Origin of the sequence: Beijerinckia sp. 28-YEA-48 (assembly GCF_900104955.1) — a bacterium.
In the GTDB taxonomy this organism is placed as follows: domain Bacteria; phylum Pseudomonadota; class Alphaproteobacteria; order Rhizobiales; family Beijerinckiaceae; genus Terripilifer.
Genome location: NZ_FNSI01000001.1, coordinates 659,332 through 677,359, shown reverse-complemented (window position 1 = coordinate 677,359; position 18,028 = coordinate 659,332). Strand labels below are relative to the sequence as shown.

General features: G+C 60.6%; 18 protein-coding genes. 1 reads left to right on the top strand and 17 read right to left on the bottom strand.

Annotated features, from left to right (window positions below):
• Positions 1 to 129 precede the first annotated feature (129 nt).
• The 10 genes from soxA to BLW50_RS03085 form a co-directional block, all read right to left on the bottom strand.
• Entirely contained in the window at positions 130 to 903 is a 774-nt protein-coding gene (gene soxA, locus BLW50_RS03130; protein ID WP_090697235.1) for a sulfur oxidation c-type cytochrome SoxA, read from the bottom strand.
• On the bottom strand, positions 900 to 1,220 hold the full coding sequence (gene soxZ / locus BLW50_RS03125) for a thiosulfate oxidation carrier complex protein SoxZ (RefSeq protein ID WP_090697233.1): 321 nt from the start codon (positions 1,218 to 1,220) through the stop codon (positions 900 to 902). The genes soxA and soxZ overlap by 4 nt, the downstream gene beginning before the upstream one ends.
• Positions 1,220 to 1,687: a SoxY-related AACIE arm protein gene (locus BLW50_RS03120; protein WP_090697229.1), complete on the bottom strand. Its 468-nt coding sequence runs from the start codon at positions 1,685 to 1,687 to the stop codon at positions 1,220 to 1,222. Before BLW50_RS03120 ends, soxZ begins: the two co-directional genes overlap by 1 nt.
• A gap of 10 nt (positions 1,688 to 1,697) precedes the next feature.
• Positions 1,698 to 2,072 carry a sulfur oxidation c-type cytochrome SoxX gene (soxX, locus tag BLW50_RS03115; protein ID WP_348272763.1) on the bottom strand — a complete coding sequence of 125 codons (375 nt, stop codon included), beginning with the start codon at positions 2,070 to 2,072 and terminating at the stop codon, positions 1,698 to 1,700.
• A gap of 82 nt (positions 2,073 to 2,154) precedes the next feature.
• Positions 2,155 to 3,432: an NAD(P)/FAD-dependent oxidoreductase gene (locus BLW50_RS03110; RefSeq protein WP_170849964.1), complete on the bottom strand. Its 1,278-nt coding sequence runs from the start codon at positions 3,430 to 3,432 to the stop codon at positions 2,155 to 2,157.
• A gap of 7 nt (positions 3,433 to 3,439) precedes the next feature.
• Positions 3,440 to 3,766: a c-type cytochrome gene (locus tag BLW50_RS03105; protein ID WP_244544124.1), complete on the bottom strand. Its 327-nt coding sequence runs from the start codon at positions 3,764 to 3,766 to the stop codon at positions 3,440 to 3,442.
• Positions 3,767 to 3,785: 19 nt separating this feature from the next.
• Positions 3,786 to 5,942: a xanthine dehydrogenase family protein molybdopterin-binding subunit gene (locus tag BLW50_RS03100; RefSeq protein ID WP_244544123.1), complete on the bottom strand. Its 2,157-nt coding sequence runs from the start codon at positions 5,940 to 5,942 to the stop codon at positions 3,786 to 3,788.
• A 10-nt stretch (positions 5,943 to 5,952) separates the two neighbouring features.
• The gene (locus BLW50_RS03095; RefSeq protein WP_090697220.1) at positions 5,953 to 6,402 is read right to left on the bottom strand and encodes a (2Fe-2S)-binding protein; all 450 of its coding nucleotides are present in this window, start codon (positions 6,400 to 6,402) and stop codon (positions 5,953 to 5,955) included.
• A 233-nt stretch (positions 6,403 to 6,635) separates the two neighbouring features.
• Complete coding sequence (locus tag BLW50_RS03090; RefSeq protein WP_210186024.1) at positions 6,636 to 7,712, bottom strand: mannose-1-phosphate guanylyltransferase/mannose-6-phosphate isomerase; 1,077 nt, start codon at positions 7,710 to 7,712, stop codon at positions 6,636 to 6,638.
• A 113-nt stretch (positions 7,713 to 7,825) separates the two neighbouring features.
• Positions 7,826 to 9,046: an AGE family epimerase/isomerase gene (locus BLW50_RS03085; protein WP_280141533.1), complete on the bottom strand. Its 1,221-nt coding sequence runs from the start codon at positions 9,044 to 9,046 to the stop codon at positions 7,826 to 7,828.
• On the opposite strand from BLW50_RS03085, the gene BLW50_RS03080 reads away from it, so the two are divergent.
• Positions 8,996 to 10,624, top strand: a complete 1,629-nt coding sequence (locus BLW50_RS03080) for a glycosyltransferase family 4 protein (RefSeq protein ID WP_170849962.1) — start codon at positions 8,996 to 8,998, stop codon at positions 10,622 to 10,624. The genes BLW50_RS03085 and BLW50_RS03080 overlap by 51 nt on opposite strands.
• 5 nt (positions 10,625 to 10,629) lie before the next feature.
• On the opposite strand, the gene cysG is transcribed toward BLW50_RS03080, so the two are convergent.
• Genes cysG through BLW50_RS03045 form a run of 7 tightly spaced genes read right to left on the bottom strand, consistent with a single transcriptional unit; the run spans position 10,630 to position 18,000 of the window.
• Entirely contained in the window at positions 10,630 to 12,111 is a 1,482-nt protein-coding gene (cysG, locus tag BLW50_RS03075) for a siroheme synthase CysG (RefSeq protein ID WP_090697210.1), read from the bottom strand.
• 13 nt (positions 12,112 to 12,124) lie between these two features.
• The gene (cysN, locus tag BLW50_RS03070; RefSeq protein WP_090697207.1) at positions 12,125 to 13,765 is read right to left on the bottom strand and encodes a sulfate adenylyltransferase subunit CysN; all 1,641 of its coding nucleotides are present in this window, start codon (positions 13,763 to 13,765) and stop codon (positions 12,125 to 12,127) included.
• Positions 13,765 to 14,667, bottom strand: coding sequence for a sulfate adenylyltransferase subunit CysD (gene cysD, locus BLW50_RS03065; RefSeq protein WP_090697205.1), 903 nt, complete (start codon positions 14,665 to 14,667; stop codon positions 13,765 to 13,767). The genes cysN and cysD overlap by 1 nt, the downstream gene beginning before the upstream one ends.
• The gene (locus tag BLW50_RS03060; RefSeq protein WP_090697203.1) at positions 14,664 to 15,434 is read right to left on the bottom strand and encodes a phosphoadenylyl-sulfate reductase; all 771 of its coding nucleotides are present in this window, start codon (positions 15,432 to 15,434) and stop codon (positions 14,664 to 14,666) included. Before BLW50_RS03060 ends, cysD begins: the two co-directional genes overlap by 4 nt.
• Positions 15,427 to 15,951, bottom strand: a complete 525-nt coding sequence (locus BLW50_RS03055) for a DUF934 domain-containing protein (RefSeq protein ID WP_090697201.1) — start codon at positions 15,949 to 15,951, stop codon at positions 15,427 to 15,429. The genes BLW50_RS03060 and BLW50_RS03055 overlap by 8 nt, the downstream gene beginning before the upstream one ends.
• On the bottom strand, positions 15,938 to 17,620 hold the full coding sequence (locus BLW50_RS03050) for a nitrite/sulfite reductase (RefSeq protein ID WP_090697198.1): 1,683 nt from the start codon (positions 17,618 to 17,620) through the stop codon (positions 15,938 to 15,940). The genes BLW50_RS03055 and BLW50_RS03050 overlap by 14 nt, the downstream gene beginning before the upstream one ends.
• Positions 17,621 to 17,673: 53 nt before the next feature.
• Complete coding sequence (locus tag BLW50_RS03045) at positions 17,674 to 18,000, bottom strand: DUF2849 domain-containing protein (protein ID WP_090697195.1); 327 nt, start codon at positions 17,998 to 18,000, stop codon at positions 17,674 to 17,676.
• Positions 18,001 to 18,028: the final 28 nt, after the last annotated feature.

The following is an 18,028-nucleotide window of genomic DNA, read 5'->3' as shown; positions in this document are numbered from 1 at the left end:
GAACCGCAAGCCCGCTTAATTGGCTAATTATATCCTAGTTAAACCAAAAGGCCAGCCGCGCCAACCCGGACGCACCGGGAAACTTGGCGCGTGTCGGCCTTGGACATCAGGATTGAAAATCGTCGCCCTCTAGGGCCGCACGGCGGGCGATTCCATCGCAATGCCTTGCGCGCGCTGCATCAGGAACAGTTCCAGGGCGACGAACTCCGTCGAGCCATAGGAATAGGGTTCGGCCCGCATACCGATCATGCAATTGCGCAGCCGGCGCTGCAGCGATCCCATCGCCTGCCATTCGAGCCGATAGAGCGGATAGCCGTTGGGATGTCCTTGCGGAATCGACGTGCCGCCGAGCTTTTGCCCCCAATTGTCGTCATGGCAGATCGCGCAGGACAGATTGAGCTGCCCCACCCGCGCGGTGAACAGTTTGCGCCCTTCCGCCAGAGCTTCAGCATTGCGCGCGTCAGATGCAATCGCGATCGGCAGGCCGCGCGACTGGCGTGCGACAAAGGCCGACAGCGCCAGAAGATCGGGGCTCTCATAGGCGAATGCTGGCGCTTTCTGGTGATCGCTCCGGCAAAGATTGATCCGCTGTTCGAGATCAATCACTTTCCCCACGGCCGGATCAAAAGCCGGATAGCGCGCCGCGACACCCTCCATGCTCCGGCTCGCATCACCATGACAGGAAGCGCAGGCTTTCTTGTCGGCACCATCAGGCCGATCCCAAAGCGCACCGCCATCAAGGACCGACAGCATGCCCGGATTGGACGTGTCGTCTTGCTGCATGGCCTGCGTATCCCGCCCCATGAACTCAAAGCCGGATTTACGCTCGCTTGGCGCGATCTCCGCTGCAAGAGCAAGCACCGTCGACGCAAGCACCAGAGAGAAGACGAGAGCGGCTTTCATTCGACTTGAATGTGGACGGTTTCGGACGCTTCGAAACCATTGTCTCCGCGCCAGGTGAGAACGATGTCCCCGCTCTGCGTCGCCCGCGTGAAGAAGGAGATGAACGGATTGGCAGCAATCGCCTGGGAGTAGTCAGCCTTGAACACCTCCTCACCGCCATATGTGCAAGTGAAGCTCTGCACGATGTTGCGGGGGATCAGTTGACCGTTCGTCCCGACACGGAAACCGGTTTCCATCGGATGCGAGATCAGCGCCTTGATCTCGATAATCTCGCCGGGCTTCGCTTGCTGCGGCACATTGATCAGCGCGCGGGCCATCAGAGAATATCCTCCAGGCAGGCCGCCAGCGTGACGATGACATTGGCGGAATCCATCCACAGCGTTCCGTCGCTCATTTCCGCGATTGCCGTGACGACTTGAGCATCCGCCAGCTTGATACGAGTCGAAAATGCGGCGCGGCCGGAGCGTGGGCCGAGGTGACAGACGATGACATGCGGCTGCGGATTTTTCTCATTCACCACATGGATGGACTTCACATAATTCTGCTCGGTCATCGGACTGTCGACAGTCACCGTCATCGGCACGGCATTGCCATTGTCGATCAACGGCGGCAGATCAAGCGTCACCTTACCCTTCGTGATCGGACGGCCTGCAGCGATTTCTGCGATGAGCTGCGCCATCGCCTCCGGCGTTGCCTGACCTTGCCCACCGGCTAAAACAACGCCGCTCGCGGCCACGGCGAACCCCGCCGAGCGAAGAAGGAAAATGCGTCGCGTCTCGATCATGCAGTTGTTCTCAATCGCGCAGCGTGGACAGGAAAGCCACGACATCTTCAATTTGCGCCGCGTTCAAAATCGTCTTGCCCGCAAAGCCTGGCGCCACACGATCCAGGCCATCAAGGTCATAATAGGATGGCATGATCGTGTCCGGTTTCAACCGCTTCCCATCGACGAGCCGCAAGCGCAACTGGCCCGGCGTCAACCGCGTTCCCGCCCCCGCCAGGCTCGGCGCGAGTGTGCCCTGGAAACGCTCATCCGGAAATGGTCCGGAATGACACAGCAGGCACAGACCGGTCTGCCGGCTCACCACCAAACCACGTCCCTGCATCGGATCGCCAGGCTGACCCGTCAGGGACAAGGGAATCGCATCGCCCTCAATCTTGAACGGCACGACCACCTCCTGTGCCCGCGCGGCCGTCGCGCCCAAGCCAATCGCCCCCATGCCAATTGCCATCGTCAGACTGATCGCGATCCTAGCCAAAGACTTCCGCCGTGATGGTTTCGAACCAGCCATTCGCGAAAACCGCCTCTTGCCGACGCGTTTCCGCCGGCGCGTTGAGTGGGCTTGTGCCGCCTGCGCCTGGAATATCCATGAGCTGGCCATTGGTCGGCTTGTAAACACCGGCAACGGTGATGCCGTAGTCGGGTGAGACGAGGCTGTAACAGGTGTTGATCAAACGTGGTTCCACGGGCGCCTTATCCGCGAGCATCATCGCGACGGCGACCGCGCAGGCTTTGGCCTGGGCATTGGCCGCAAAGGCCGATTTCGGCATGGCGCCTGCGATGGCCGCATCGCCAACCACGTGAATGCCCGGCCGCAACCGGGATTCAAACGACACCGGATCGATAGGACACCAACCACTGCGATCGGTCACGCCAGCCAGTTCAGCGATCTTGCCTGCCTTCTGCGGTGGAATGACATTGGCGACTTGCGCCTTGTGGGTGGCAAAATCGGTTTTCAAAACCATCGTCTGCGGATCAACGGAGATGACCTTGCCACCAGACGACAGCGACACCCATTCAAGCATATCGCCATAGAGCGCCTTCCAGGCATCCTGAAACAGGTGCTGTTTGGAGAACACATCCTTGGCATCCAAGAGCAGCAGTTTTGATTTTGGCTTCTTGGTCTTCAGATAATGCGCGATCAAACTGGCGCGCTCATAAGGCCCTGGCGGACAGCGAAACGGATTTTCCGGCGCGGACATGACAACGAGGCCGCCGTCGTCCATCGCTTCCAGCTGCTTGCGCAGCAATAATGTCTGCGCGCCCGCCTTCCACGCATGGGGCATCACATTGGCTGCCGCTTCATTATAGCCCGGCAAGCCATCCCAGCGGATATCGATGCCTGGCGCGACGATGAGACGGTCATAGGTGAGCGATGCCCCATCAGACAGCGTAACCAATTTTTTATCGGCATCGACATTGGACGCACTGGCCTGCAGCACCTTCACCCCGCGAAAGGCGAGCTGTTCATAGCCGAACTCCTGATCGTGAATGTCACGCAGCCCGGCAATCACCAGATTGCTGAACGGACAGGCCGTGTAAGTCTCGTTCGGTTCGACCAACGTCACCGACAGGTTGCCGGGAACGCTACTCAAAACCCGCGCGCAGGTCGCACCGGCAAAACCGCCGCCGATGATCACCACATTTCCGTTGACGCCCTGGGCAACCGCCGGGCGCGCCAGCAACGCCGTCGACGCGCCAGCCGCCGCGCCCGTCACGAATTTTCGCCGGTCCATCGCGTGTGTCATGCGTCGCTCATTCCTTCCGCTTCGCATACCAGCCGGCGATGGCGCGGATCTCGTCGTCAGTGAATCCTTTGGCGATCCGATCCATCACTGTCGCCGGCGCTTTGCCGCTCTTGAAGGCGATAACAGCATCAGTAATCTCATTGGCATCGCGACCATCGAGGCGCGTCACCGGGCTGTCGACCGAAGGATCGATCGGATGACAGCCCGAACACGACAAGGCTCCCGGCGGCGGCACCAGGGACTGGGCGGCCGCCGGGATCGAGGTTACTGCCGTGGCGCCCATGAAGAGCGCCAACGGCAGGCTTACTTTTACATATTGCGAAAGGCGGACCATCGGCCTGCCTCCTGTTGGTTCACGCTTTCTTCAAACTATGGTTCATCAACGGCATGTCGCGGATACGCTTACCCGTCGCCAGCGCGATCCCGTTGAGAACAGCCGGCGCCGCAACGGCGATGGTCGGCTCGCCGACACCGCCCCAGAAGCCACCGCTCGGCACGATCACGCATTCGATCTTCGGCATCTCATCAATGCGCATCATGTTGTAGCTGTCGAAGTTCGTCTGTTCGACAGCGCCATCCTTGACCGTGATTTCACCATACATCGCCGCCGTGAGACCGTAGACGAAGGAACCGGCGATCTGGCGTTCGATCTGCGCTGGATTGACGGCATAGCCGCAATCCGTAGCGCCGACGATACGATGGATCTTCAGCTGCCCACCGTCGCTCACAGAAACATCGGCGATGGCGGCGACATAGCTGCCAAAACCCATGATCTGCGCCACGCCCTGGTAGATGCCTTTCGGCGCCTTGCCATAGTTGGCTTTAGCGGCCGCCGCATCGAGCACCGCGCGATGTTTCGGCTTCAGCATCTTGCGGCGAAACTCCAGCGGATCCTGCCCCGCCGCTTTCGCCAGCTCATCCATGAACGATTCCAGATAGAGCGCGTTCTGGTTCAAGTTCACGCCGCGCCAGAAACCCGCCAGAAGATGCGTGTTGCGCATGGCATGATCGATCAGAACATTCGGGATATCGTAGCCGATATGTCCTTCCGGGCTGTTCGCAGTCAGACCTTGGAACACCGCCGGATCCATGCCGTTTTGCAGGGCTTGCGGCAAGAGCGAAGCCAGGATCGATTGACCCGAGATACGCATATGCAGGCCTGTCACCTTGCCATCCGCATCAAGACCGGCGCTGAACTTGCACTGCGTGACAGGATGATAGGCGCAATGGCCCATGTCCTCTTCACGCGTCCAGATCAGCTTCACCGGCGTGCCAGGCATCTGCTTGGCGATGCTGACCGCCTGGCTCACGAAGTCCGTTCGTGCACGCCGGCCAAAGCCCCCGCCCAGGTGGAGTTTATGCACGTCGCATTTATCGACCGGGAGACCTGACGCCTCAGCCACGGCCGCCAGCGCTCCTTCCCCGTTCTGCGTCGGGCACCAGATCTCGCACTTTTCCGCCGTATAGAGCGCCGTCGTATTCATCGGCTCCATGGTGACGTGATGCTGGTAGGGATAGGAGTAGACGGCTTCCACCTTCTTCGCCGCACCGGCGATAGCGCCGGCGGCATCACCCTGTTTATTGCCCACATAGGCCTGTTCGGCAGACAGCCCTTCCTTCAGCATGTCGGCGATGCTGGCGCTGGATACTTTGGCGTTCTCGCCGAGATCCCAAACCACAGGCAAAGCCGCCAGAGCCGTGCGCGCGTTCCAGAACGTATCGGCAACGACAGCGACACTGTCGTCGCTGACACGCACCACCGATTTGACGCCGCGCATGCCCTTCACTTTGTCAGCATCAAACGACGTCAACTTACCGCCATTGACCATGCAGGCGCGCACGGTAGCGATCAGCATGCCGGGCAGCTGGATATCGATGCCATAGACCTGCTTGCCTGTGAGTTTGTCGAGCGTATCAAGCCGTTTGACGCCCTTACCGATCAGCTTCCAGTTCTTCGGATCCTTGAGGACGATCTCTTTCGGCGGTTCAAGTTTCGCCGCGGCCGCGGCAACCTTGCCAAAGCTGATCTTACGAGCGCTCTTCTTGTGCGTGATGATGCTGTTGGCCGCGCTGCATTCCCCAGCCGGCACTTTCCACTCATTGGCAGCCGCCTGAATCAGCATTTCGCGCGCCGCCGCTCCACCCTTGCGCACATAGTCCTGCGACTGGCGAATGCTCTGGCTGCCGGTGGAATTGTAATTCCCCCACACACGCTTGCGCGCCACGTTTTGAGCGGGCGACGGATATTCCCATGTGACCTTCGACCAGTCGCATTCCAATTCCTCGGCGACCATCTGCGCCAAGCCTGTGAGCGAGCCCTGCCCCATTTCGGAGCGCGCGATGCGAATGACCACCGTGTCGTCCGGTTTCACCACGACCCAGGCATTGACCTCGGGCGTTTCACCAGCGGCAAACGCGCCATCGGTTCTGAAGCCGAGCGAGAGGCCACCGGAGACAGCAGCGGTGCCAACCAGGAAGCTGCGACGATCGAATCTGAGCATGTCGTTCATGTCCGCCTCCTCACGCTTTCGCTGCTGCATGGATCGCCTGGCGGACCTGCTGATAGGTCCCACAGCGACAGATATTGGTGAGGGCAGCATCGATGTCGGCGTCGGTCGGCTTCGGCTTGTCCTTCAACAGAGCCGTGACGGCCATGATCATACCGCTCTGGCAATAGCCACATTGCGGCACTTCATTGTCGAGCCAGGCCTTCTGCACTTTCGACAGCGCGCCTTTGACAGCCAGGCCCTCGACGGTGGTGACCTTCTTGCCGGCCACCATATTCACCGGGACGGAACAGGAGCGCATCGCGACACCATCGATATGGACGGTGCAGGCGCCGCATTGGGCGATACCGCAGCCATATTTCGTGCCTGTCAGCCCAAGTGAATCGCGCAACACCCACAACAACGGCGTGCGCGGATCAACATCCGCGTCATACGATTTCCCATTGACGTTCAACGTCGCCATGCCGGTCTCTCCCTAGGTCGAGCGCCGGCAATGACTTATCCGGCGCTCTCTGGAATGAGACTAACCTGAATGTGGAAGCTCGCGAAATCGTAATTTCGTGAAGGAGGGATAGAGTTTAGTGCAAAATATTGCGGTTTATCAGGGTCTGCGCCTTGACCGAGTCAAACGACCCAAAGACGCGTCCAAACAAAGATCCCAGGCAAAATTGCGTTTCCGCCGAAACGCAATTTGCTCTAGCTGTTGGGCATCAGCGCATCGACGATCTTGCGCACCTCCTCGGTGCGATCGCGTGGGACCACCAGGACGCCATTGGGCGTAGCAACGACGACCAGCCCCTCCACCCCGATAACCCCGACAGAAATACCCTCAGCAAAAATCAAATTGTTACGACTGTCGGACGCGACGGCCGCCCCATGCAGACTGTTGTTTTCGCCGTCGCGGCTCGATTGTTCCCAGATCGACGCCCAGGATCCAAGATCGCTCCAGGCAAAATCGACCGGAACAACCGCGACATTGTCGGCCTTTTCCATGACCGCGTAGTCGATGGAGATCGAGCGACATTTGCTGAATTGATCAAGCGGAAGGCGAATATGTCGGCCGCCGGGCTTGGCCGACGCATAGGCCACCTGCGCCTGCGCCAGCAGATCAGGTGCGTGTTGACGCAAAGCCGCCAGCATGGCCGACGCCTTGAACAGGAACATGCCAGCGTTCCACAGATAGTCGCCAGCGGCGAGATAACCTTCGGCGGTTTCGCGATCCGGCTTCTCGACAAAGCGCTTCACTTTCGCGGCGTGGTCGTCGAACTTCTCGCCCGCATTGATATAACCATAACCGGTCTCGGGGCCGGTGGGGCGAATGCCCAGCGTCACGATGAAGTCGCGCTGCGCCGCCGCGATGCCATGGAAAATGCTGTCCCGGAACCGTTCGACATCGGGAATGGCATGATCAGACGGCAGAATAAGCAAGAGAGCGTCAGGATCCTTCGCATGGGCATGCAAGCTGGCGATAGCGATCGCCGGAGCACTGTTGCGCCCGGTCGGCTCCGCAATCACCGTGCCCGTCGTGATCGAAGCTTCCTCAAGCTGCGCGATGACATAGTCTTCGTGGCGCGTATTGCAGATGACCATGGGACTGCCGAAGCGCGGGTCCACACTGGGCGATACCCGCAAACACGTCTGCTGGAACATCGTATTGTCGTCGATGAGACGATGAAACTGCTTCGGCTTCTGCGGTGTCGAAAGCGGCCACAGTCGCGTGCCGCTGCCACCGCTCAGGACGACCGGAATGATCTGGGCGGCGCTTATCGTCACTTTTATCTCCACGAAATCGGCAATGAATAGCGCTGAGCACGACAGGCCCGGCGCGCCTTGGGTAAACTACATCGATCCACGTAAAAGGATAATGCTGCGCAATCAACCGCTCATCAGCGGAAGGTCGATGCCGCCAGCTCGAACGGGGACTTCAAGTCCGCCGATTGACTGTCAAAGCCCAGATCGCTGCGCGACAGTTCCGTGATGGCGCAGACAATATGATAGAACGTGCTCGCCGGTGCCGGTTCTTGAACGAACGTGCCATCCTGCAAAAGCTTGTCCCGCCACAATCCTTTCGGAACGCCGCTGAAATAGAGGCCAAGCCCGGCAACGGCTTCGCGCGCTTCAACCACATAAGCGGCGCGTACCGCGCCAGACGACAATTGAGCCAAAGCAACAGCTGCTTTCAACCGCTCGGTTTGCGGCCACAACCGTGCCTGCGCCCGTTTCCAGGTCAGATCGCGGCGCAATTCGTCGATCGCGACGCCGCGCTCCGCGCAGACGCCGTGGTGCCGGCCGATGTCGAAGAGCGTCCGATAAACCGACGCATCAACTTCCTCTACCAGCGTTTCATAGCGGATCAGCAGCCAGCACCATTCGAATTGATGTCCAGGCTCGATAGATGCCAAAGGGCCGATATCTACCGGCGACCAATCCGCATTGAAATGTTCCAGCAGCGCACCAGTCTTGCGATCGATCAGGCGGGCCTTGCACAGGTCGACGATCTCTGTCGCCAATTGCCGCCAGGCGTGGCTATCGCTTGCCTCGATCCAGGCCAAAGCCGCCTCGAGCAGATGCATGTGCGGATTGGCGCACAGTCGCTCCCGACTGACGGGCGTATCGTAGAAACCACCCAGCGGATGGCTGAAATCACGACGCAGCTGGCGCAAGAGATCGAGCGCCAAGCGTTGGTATTTCACATCGCCCGTGACGCGGAAGCCGTGTGCCAGGGCCAGCAGATAGAAAGCCTGGTCGTAAAGATCCGGCGCCGCCTCGATGGCCTTTCCGTCAGCCGCGATCGTGCCGCGCAGGTAACCCTGTTCATCGCGTCCATGCCGGGCGATATAGTCAAGTCCATGCTCAACCTGGGCCTGCCAGTCGCCTTCCCAACCTAAATCCCCGGCCTGGGAAAAGCTGTAGACCTGACGGGCTTGAACCCGCACCCGACGCGGTTCCACAATGGGACGCCCCGACAGGTCGAGGCTTTCGAAAAATCCGCCTTTGGGATCGCGGCCCGCGTTCGACCAAACGTCAAACGCAGTGTCTTTGAGCCACGGAAGGGCGTGCGACAGCTTGAAAGGAGTGCCCTTTATGGCTGCCGGACGGACGTGCACGGCTGGACTTTGCACCCAGACCTCTTTTCAAGACACATAAAAAAACACGCGGGAGTAGCCCTGCACGCAGCCTATCTCCACCAAACTTTCGTTACCAAAAGATTGCCGAACGGTCCAGATAAGGCCTACTGGAGTGACACGATCAGCTTCTTCCCGGCCATCAAAAATCATGACCATAGTTTACCTCCTATCCCGGTCGCCAATCACCAGTTTCTCTGGCAATCTATTGTTCCGACTGTGATTCCACGCGCCAAAGACGGTTCCTTGCCCCCTCCTTTCCACGTTACATTTGACGTCACCCACCTGGTTTCGCGCCTGACCGTGCCGACACCAACCGGAATCGACCGGATCGACCTCGCCTTTGCACGCCATTTCGCCGCCGAACATGTGCCCGGTCGGCAGGCCAACGTGGCCGGAGGGCTGCATTACGGGCTATTTGGGCCGTTTCATCGCCATTCCCTGCGCCGGACCAACCGGCTCGTCGAGTTGGCCGAACATTTTTGGCAGGAAAAGCCCGGGGCCGGCGACGAGAATACCCTCCGCCTCCTGACGGAATGGCTCGCCTCCAAGCCCGGCGCGCCCCTGGCTATTTCCCAGGGGGAACCGCCGCGACAGTCTTACCTGCGCAAACATCAGCGCTCGGCACTGATGACCATGAATCGTCTGGCCCACAGCCCCCAGGTCAAGATTCCGCCAGGTACCGTCTATCTCAACATCGCCCAGCACATTCTCGAAAAGCCGGAGAAATTGCGCTGGCTCGACAGCCGCCCGGACCTGAAAAAGGTTTTCTATATTTACGATCTGCTTTCGATCGACTTTCCTGAATATTTCCGCCCCGGTAATCTCGACCTGTTCCGGCGCCGTCTGCAGACAGCCAGTCATCACGCCGACGCGTTTCTGGTGTCCGCGGAAGTCGTCAAAGAGCGCCTGCAGGAAGAATTGACGCGCATGGGTGCACGGCAGCGGCCGATCCATGTCGGGCACTTTCCCTCGCCGCTTGAAACAGCCGCGCTGCAAAGCACCAGCACCATCGCTGGAGGCCACCCCTATTTCGTCATCGTCGGCACCATCGAACCACGCAAAAACCATCTGCTGTTGCTGCAGGTCTGGCGCGAGATGGTGGAAAAAAGCCCTGATGCTCCGCGCCTTCTGATTGTCGGCGGTCGCGGCTGGGAATGCGAACAGGTGGTCGATATGCTTGAGCGCACGCCGGCGCTCAAGACCCATGTGGCCGAGGTCTCCGGTGTTCCATCGGTTCACCTGCAGCAGCTCGTGCGCAATGCCCGCGCCCTGCTGATGCCGACCTTTGGCGAAGGCTACGGCTTGCCGATCGTCGAGGCCATGTCCGTCGGCACGCCTGCGATCGCTTCAGACATCCCAGTCTTCAGAGAAATCGCGCAAGGCTGCGCAACGTTGCTCTCGCCGCTCGATGGCCCCGGATGGCAGAGGGCAATCCTTGAACTGACTGATGAGAATTCGGCGGCAACACAGGCCGCAAAGGCCCTGGCTCGCCGCTTTGTCGCACCGACCTGGGCAAATTATTTCGCCGGGATTGAGGCTTTCCTGGCCGAGCTGTGAGTCGGTTATGCCGCGCCCGCGGACCGTTGCGGCACGGTCTCAACGAGAGACTCAGTCACATCATCGGCCAAGGCCGCGACCTCGTTCAGCACCGAACCGATCATCACGATCACCGGGCCGTCGAGATCGATCGCCTCCAGCTGTTCCGGCAAAGTCGCGATCGTGGCAATGAAGGTGCGGCTGTTCTCGCGGGTGGCGGAGAACACCGCAGCCGCCGGCGTGTCAGGCGAAAGCCCAGCTTGCAGCGCCGCGTCCCGCAATCCGCCAAGGGTCTTGCGCGGCATATAGATGATCGTCGTCGCCGCACCATCGGCGATGGCCTCCCAACGAATCGACTCGGGCAGCGTGCCGCTGCGCGCATGACCCGTGACGAACTGCACGCGTTGCGCATGATCGCGATGCGTGAGGGAGATTCCCAGATCCGCTGCCGCGCCCTGCGCGGTGGTAATGCCCGGCACGATCTCGACTGCGATACCGGCCGCCCGGCACGCCGCGATTTCCTCGCCCGCCCGCCCGAAGATACCGGGATCGCCGCCCTTCAGCCGCACCACATGACGACCTTCCCGTGCCAGCGACACCATCATCCGGTTGATGTCATCCTGCTTGCAGGAGGGTCCATAGCCGGTCTTACCGACCAACATGCGCTTGGCCTCGCGACGCGCGAAGTCGAGGATCTCTTGCGAGACCAGATGATCATAGAGGATCACGTCGGCGGCTTGCAGCAACCGCACGGCCTTCAGGGTGAGCAGTTCCGGATTGCCAGGACCCGCCCCAACCAGGCTGACCCGACCCGTCTTGCCACCGCCAGACAGAACCTGAGACATCAGCACTTCCCGATCTTCCTCTGACGGCGCTGTCTGCGGGCGCGAGAAGGCGAGCCGCGCATAGGCGCTCCAGAAATTACGGCGCAAGCTGGCGCTCGCCTCACGCAAGGCCGGCAACGTCCGCCAGGTCTTCGCCGTGCTGACCCAGTCGGAGAATCCGTTCGGCAGCAATCCCTCGATCCGTGCCCGCAAAGCCTGCGCGAAAACCGGCGCGGCGCCATCGGTCGAAATCGCAACAACCAGTGGCGAGCGATTGACCAGCGCGCCGAACTGAAAGTCGCAGAACTCCGGTCGATCGACAACATTCACCGGGATATTTCGCGCCCGTGCCGCATCCGAAAAGGCCTTGGCTTCGGCAGCCGCGTCAAAGGCGCCGATCGCCAGCCGCATGCCGGAAAAGTCTTCATCCGACCAAGTGTACTCACGCCATTCGATCCGGCCCAACGCCCCGTCTACCAGCGATGGTGACGTGAACGTCTCGTCGGTGACGACGACCACATGGGCGCCGGCGGCAGCGAGGAGTTCGGCTTTCCAGGTCAGCGCATCGCCCTGCCCGGCCAGCAGAACCGAAGCGCCCTGCAACTTGTGGAACAGCGGCAGGCTGCTCAGCGCATCAATGCGCCGCCCCTGTTCCGGAAGATCTGCCCACGTGCTGTTACTCATGACCACAGTCCGTTCAAATGCCGTCGCCATCGACGTTGACGCTCGGGACTTCGCTCAGGTCCGTGACTTGCTGACCCGCACCGGCGACATAAAAGGCAAGCAAATTGCGCGCCACCAGATCAATCAGGGCGACGCCAACAGCCACGCTGACGGTTCCGGTCAGCCCGAAAATAACCGCGCCGATCAGGACCGACAGCGGCCCATGGCCGATGAGAGAGCGCCGGATCAGATCGCGCCTGGCCTGGCTTCTGAGTGGCAGACGCACGTCGAACGTGCGCGCCAGCCAGGACCGCGAGACGGTCGTCGCTGCTTCACCATCGGCAACCGGCGGCGCCGCAGCGAGCCTCGAATCGACCAAGCCCAGCGCCATCGTTTCATTGGTCCAACGATCAATGAGAATGAAACCACCGAGCTCCCGGTCATCCCGATAATCGTCAACGACGATCGGACGATCGAGCGTCAGCGTGGCGATGCCGATCTCATTCATGTTGAGACGCTGCGTCGCCGCTTCTTCATAGGTATGAATATCGACGGTGCGCGAGACATTCACTTTGGTCTGTGCCGTCGTGGTACCGACCTTCAGAAGATAAGTCGATCCATCCGCGAGCGACCGTTCCGACATCCATAAAAGCTTGGCCGTCAGTTCGGAGCGCGGCTTGCCGGCATAGGCGGCGGAAACCAATACGTCGCCACGCGAAATGTCGATCTCATCGACCAAGGTCAGGGTGACCGCCTGGCCGGCAACAGCCGTCGGCAAATCGCCGTCAGCGGTGACAATCCTTTGCACCTGGCTGCGCCGTCCGCTCGGCAGAGCAACGACGTCATCGCCCGCCGCGACCTGGCCACGGGTCAGCCAACCGGCATAACCACGGAAATCGAGATTGGGGCGGCTGACCCATTGCACAGGAAAGGCAAAACCATCGTCGCGCGCGGCAGCCACCTGCGGCACCACGGTCTCAAGATGCCCCAGCAGCGTCACGCCGCGATACCAAGGCATCGCCTGCGAAGCGGCGGCGACATTGTCGCCCTCAAGCGCGGAAACCGGAACGAAAACCACATTGGTAAAGCCCAGATGCTTCGCCATCTCGCGGTAGTCGGCAACGATGCGCTCGTAGACCTCCTGGCTCCAGGCCACCAGATCCATCTTGTTGATGGCGACGACGATTTCGCGCACACCCAGCATCGAGACGATGAAGGAATGGCGGCGCGTCTGCGGCAACACGCCCTTGCGGGCATCGATGAGAATGATGGCCAGTTCGGCGGTCGAGGCGCCCGTCGCCATATTTCGCGTATACTGCTCATGGCCCGGCGTATCGGCGACGATGAAGGACCGGCGCGGCGTCGAAAAATAGCGATAGGCGACATCGATCGTAATGCCCTGCTCGCGCTCGGCCGAAAGGCCATCGACGAGCAAAGCGAAATCGACGCGTGCGCCTTGGGTGCCAAACTTGCGGGAGTCGTTTTCCAACGTCTCCAGCTGATCGTCGAACACACCGCCCGTATCGTGCAGGATGCGCCCGATCAGCGTCGACTTGCCGTCGTCCACCGATCCGCAGGTGATGAAGCGCAGCAACGACTTCTGCGCCGGAAGCTCCGATACGGCCAAAGCCAGGTTGTTCTCGTCCCGAGGACGCACATCGATCAACGCGTCCATCAGAAATAACCTTCCTGCTTCTTCTGCTCCATGGAGCCATTGCCGTCATGGTCGATGATGCGGCCCTGGCGTTCAGACGAACGCGACTGCTGCATCTCCTCGATCACTTCGCCCAGGGTTTCCGCATCGCTCTCGATGGCGCCTGTCAGCGGATAGCACCCCAGCGTGCGGAACCGGACTTTCATATTCTCGACGACCTCACCCGGTCGCAGCTTCATCCGTTCGTCATCACGCATGATCAGGGCGCCATCGCGGCGCACGACCGGCCGTTCCTTGGCGAAATAAAGCGGGACGACCGGGATATTCTCCAAGGCCACATAGGACCACACATCCGCCTCGGTCCAATTGGACAGCGGAAAAACACGAAAGCTTTCGCCCGGCCGCTTGCGCGTATTGTAAAGCCGCCACGGTTCCGGACGCTGATTCTTCGGATCCCAGCGGTGCTCGGCCGAGCGCAACGAGAATACCCGTTCCTTGGCGCGCGACTTCTCTTCGTCGCGACGCGCGCCACCGAAGGCGGCATCGAAACCATATTTGTCGAGCGCCTGCTTCAGCCCTTGCGTCTTCATCACGTCGGTGTGCAGACGCGAGCCGGAGTCGAACGGATTAATACCCGCCTTGACGCCCTCTTCGTTGATATGGACGATCAGGTCGAGACCAAGATCCTTGGCGCGCTGGTCGCGGAATTCGATCATCTCCCGGAATTTCCAGGTCGTATCGACATGCAACAACGGAAACGGCAGTTTGCCGGGATAAAAGGCTTTCATCGCCAGATGCAGCATCACGGCGGAATCCTTGCCGATCGAATACAGCATCACCGGCTTTTCGCATTCGGCCGCGACCTCGCGAATGATGTGAATCGATTCAGCTTCCAGCTTCTGCAAATGGGTCAGTTGTATCATCTGAATGGTCCTTCGGCCGTAGCGGGCGCCTTGGCGCGCACCAGCCTGCCGCTGTCATCGACGTGAAGACCGCATTCCTTCTGGTCTTCGTTTTCCCACCACCAGCGCCCGGCCCGTTCCGACTCGCCCGGCGCCACCGCCCGCGTACAGGGCGCGCAGCCGATCGAGGGAAAGCCCCGCGCATGCAGCGCATTCACCGGAACATGGTTCTCTGCAATGAAGTCGGTCAGCTGCTCCCGCTCCCAATCGAGCAACGGATTCGCCTTCAACACACCATGGCCGCTATCGAAAGCAACGAAGCCAACAGCGCTGCGGCCAGCCGATTGCCCGGCGCGCAGGCCGGTGATCCAGACACTGGCGCCCTCAAGCGCTCGCTTCAGCGGCTCGACCTTGCGCACATCGCAGCAGGCGTGGCGCGCCGCGACGGACTCGTAGAAACCATCGATGCCCTGACGGGCGACAAGTTCTTCCAGCGCTTCATGGCGCGGATAATAGGCGCGGATGCGCCGACCATAACGCGCTTCAGTCTCGGTCCAGACGGTATAGGTTTCCTGGAACAGCCGGCCGGTGTCGAGCGTCACCACCTCGATCGGCAGATCGTTCGCCAGGATCAGATGGGTCAGCGCCTGGTCTTCGATCCCGAGGCTGGAAGTAAAGACGATCCGACCGCCAACTTCATCACAAAGCAGCCGCAACCGGTTGAGCGTATCGAGAGCGCGAAAGCTTTCATCGAGTTGCGCGGCAAGCGCGATGCGCGGCTCAGACATGGCTGACCTCGGCAACCTTGGCGGCGCGCGCGGCGCGACGCTGGTCAAGAATATTCGCCGCGCCGTTGTACCCGCGCTGATACACAGCGGTGATGCGCGACGCAGCCGCCAACCATTGCTCGACCGGCTGGCGCGCGAAGACATCGTCGGCCGGCTCAACCTCATCAAAGCCACAGGCCAGCGCATAGGCGAACTGATCGGCAATCAGCTTGCCTTGCGCCCGCAGCACACCGCGATAGCCACGATCCCGCAATTGCCTGGCGATGCTGAAACCGCGACCATCCGCGAAGGACGGGAAAGGTACCGAAATCAGATCGAACTTATCGGCCAACGGCAGAATGTCATCGACAGGAAGGTTGTTCGGCACATCGACGCCCAGGCGATGATTGCCCGCGCCAATTTCAATCACGGCCTGCACATTCGCCCACGGCACGATGACGTCACCGGCCGCATCAATCAGGCTTTCGGCCCGCGCAAAAGTCTCCGGCTTCAAGCCGGAACGATCAAGCAACGGCATGTTCAGCCTCCTTGCTTTTGGCCAGGAACGCATCCTTGAATGGAGCAACACCAACTCGCCGCACCGTATCGATGAATGGTTCGTCCTTCTGGCGCTCGCTCAGATAGACTTCGACCAGCCTCTCGATCGCGTCCGGCACTTCGTCCGCATCGATGCCAGGCCCCAGTCGATCACCGATCGCGGCATTCTCCGTCGCGTCACCGCCGAGCGTGATCTGGTAATTCTCGACGCCGTTCTTCTCAAGGCCGAGAATGCCGATATTGCCGACATGGTGGTGGCCGCAGGCGTTGATGCAGCCGGAGATCTTGATCCCGAGAGGACCGATCTCGCGCTGACGCTGCTGATCCTGAAACCGCTTGGCAATGGCCTGGGCAATCGGAATCGACCGCGCCGTCGCCAAAGCGCAATAGTCGAGGCCGGGGCAAGCGATGATGTCGGTGACAAGCCCGACATTGGCTTCGGCCAGCCCCGCTTCGCGCAGCGCGTTCCAGATCGCGAACAGGTCGGACTGTTTCACATTCGGCAGAACCACGTTCTGCATATGGGTCACACGCAATTCGTCGAAGGAATATTTCTCCGCCAGATCGGCGACGGTGCGCATCTGCGCCGAGGTGATATCGCCAGGCGCTTCACCGATGGTCTTGAGCGAAATCGTCAGCGCCGCATAGCCGGGAACGCGATGCTGAAACACGCTGGCATCGGCCCATTGTGCGAAGGCCGTGTTGGCGGCGCGCTGCGCCGCATAGGCCTTCGAGTCGCCTGGCAATTTCTGATAGGTCGGCGGCGCGAAATAAGCAGCAATCCGCTCGACCTCGGCCGGATCGGCATTGATCGAGGGGCCATTGAGCTTGGCGTATTCGGCCTCGACGCGCTTGCGAAATTCCTCGGCGCCGATCTCGTGCACCAGGATTTTCACCCGCGCCTTATATTTATTGTCGCGGCGGCCTTCGAGATTATAAACGCGCATCGCCGCTTCGAGATAGGCGAGCAGCTCGTCCTTCGGCAAGAATTCGCGGATCACTTTGCCGATCAGCGGCGTGCGTCCCAGGCCGCCACCAACGATGACCTCATAGCCGATCTCGCCGGTCTGCGGATGCTTGAGAATGCGCAAACCAATGTCGTGCACCTTCACGGCAGCGCGATCATGCTCAGCGCCCGTCACCGCGATCTTGAACTTGCGCGGCAGATAGCTGAATTCCGGATGCAGGCTCGACCATTGCCGAATGAGTTCGGCGGTCGGACGCGGATCTTCCAGCTCATCGGCAGCGACGCCCGCGAAATGGTCGGCGGTAACGTTGCGAATGCAATTGCCCGAAGTCTGGATGCAATGCATTTCCACATCGGCCAACAGGCCCAGAATGTCGGGCACGTCACGCAGTTTCGGCCAGTTGAACTGCATGTTCTGCCGGGTGGTGAAATGACCGTAGCCACGATCGTAACGATCGGCGATCAAAGCCAGCTGCCGCAGTTGGCGCGAGGCCAAGGTGCCGTAAGGCACGGCAATCCGCAGCATATAGGCATGCAACTGCAGATAGACGCCGTTCTTCAGCCGCAGCGGCTTGAACTCATCGTCGCTCAGCGATCCGTCGAGCCGGCGCGCGACCTGATCGCGAAACTGCGCGACGCGCTCGCGGACAAACCGTTCATCGAACTCATCATAGCGGTACATTTTTCAATCCTTGCGATCGGCTGATATCTCGGGCGCAATAGCGTTCGAACACATTACTGCGTCCGGTAGATCGCCTGTTTGCCGAGATCGGGCCGGTTGCTGGGCCCCAATGTCTTGAAACGTTCGCGGAAATGGCGCGGCGTCGGCCGCCCTTCCGCGTCAATGTCGACGTCAACGAGATAGGCGTCGACGACCAGCTGCGCGGCGAAAGCCGCCTTGGCATGAGCTTCCAATTTGTCGGCGGTCACATCGTCGTAAGCGATCACCGCCTCGGCTGGATCGCGCGTCCAGCCAGCACCGGTGCTGAAGACGACATCGCCGTCCAGCAGGTCATTGGCCAACAGCATGGCCGGAAGCGGCACCCGCTTCGGATTAGACATAGTCGAAGGCTCCTGGGCTGAGGAACGC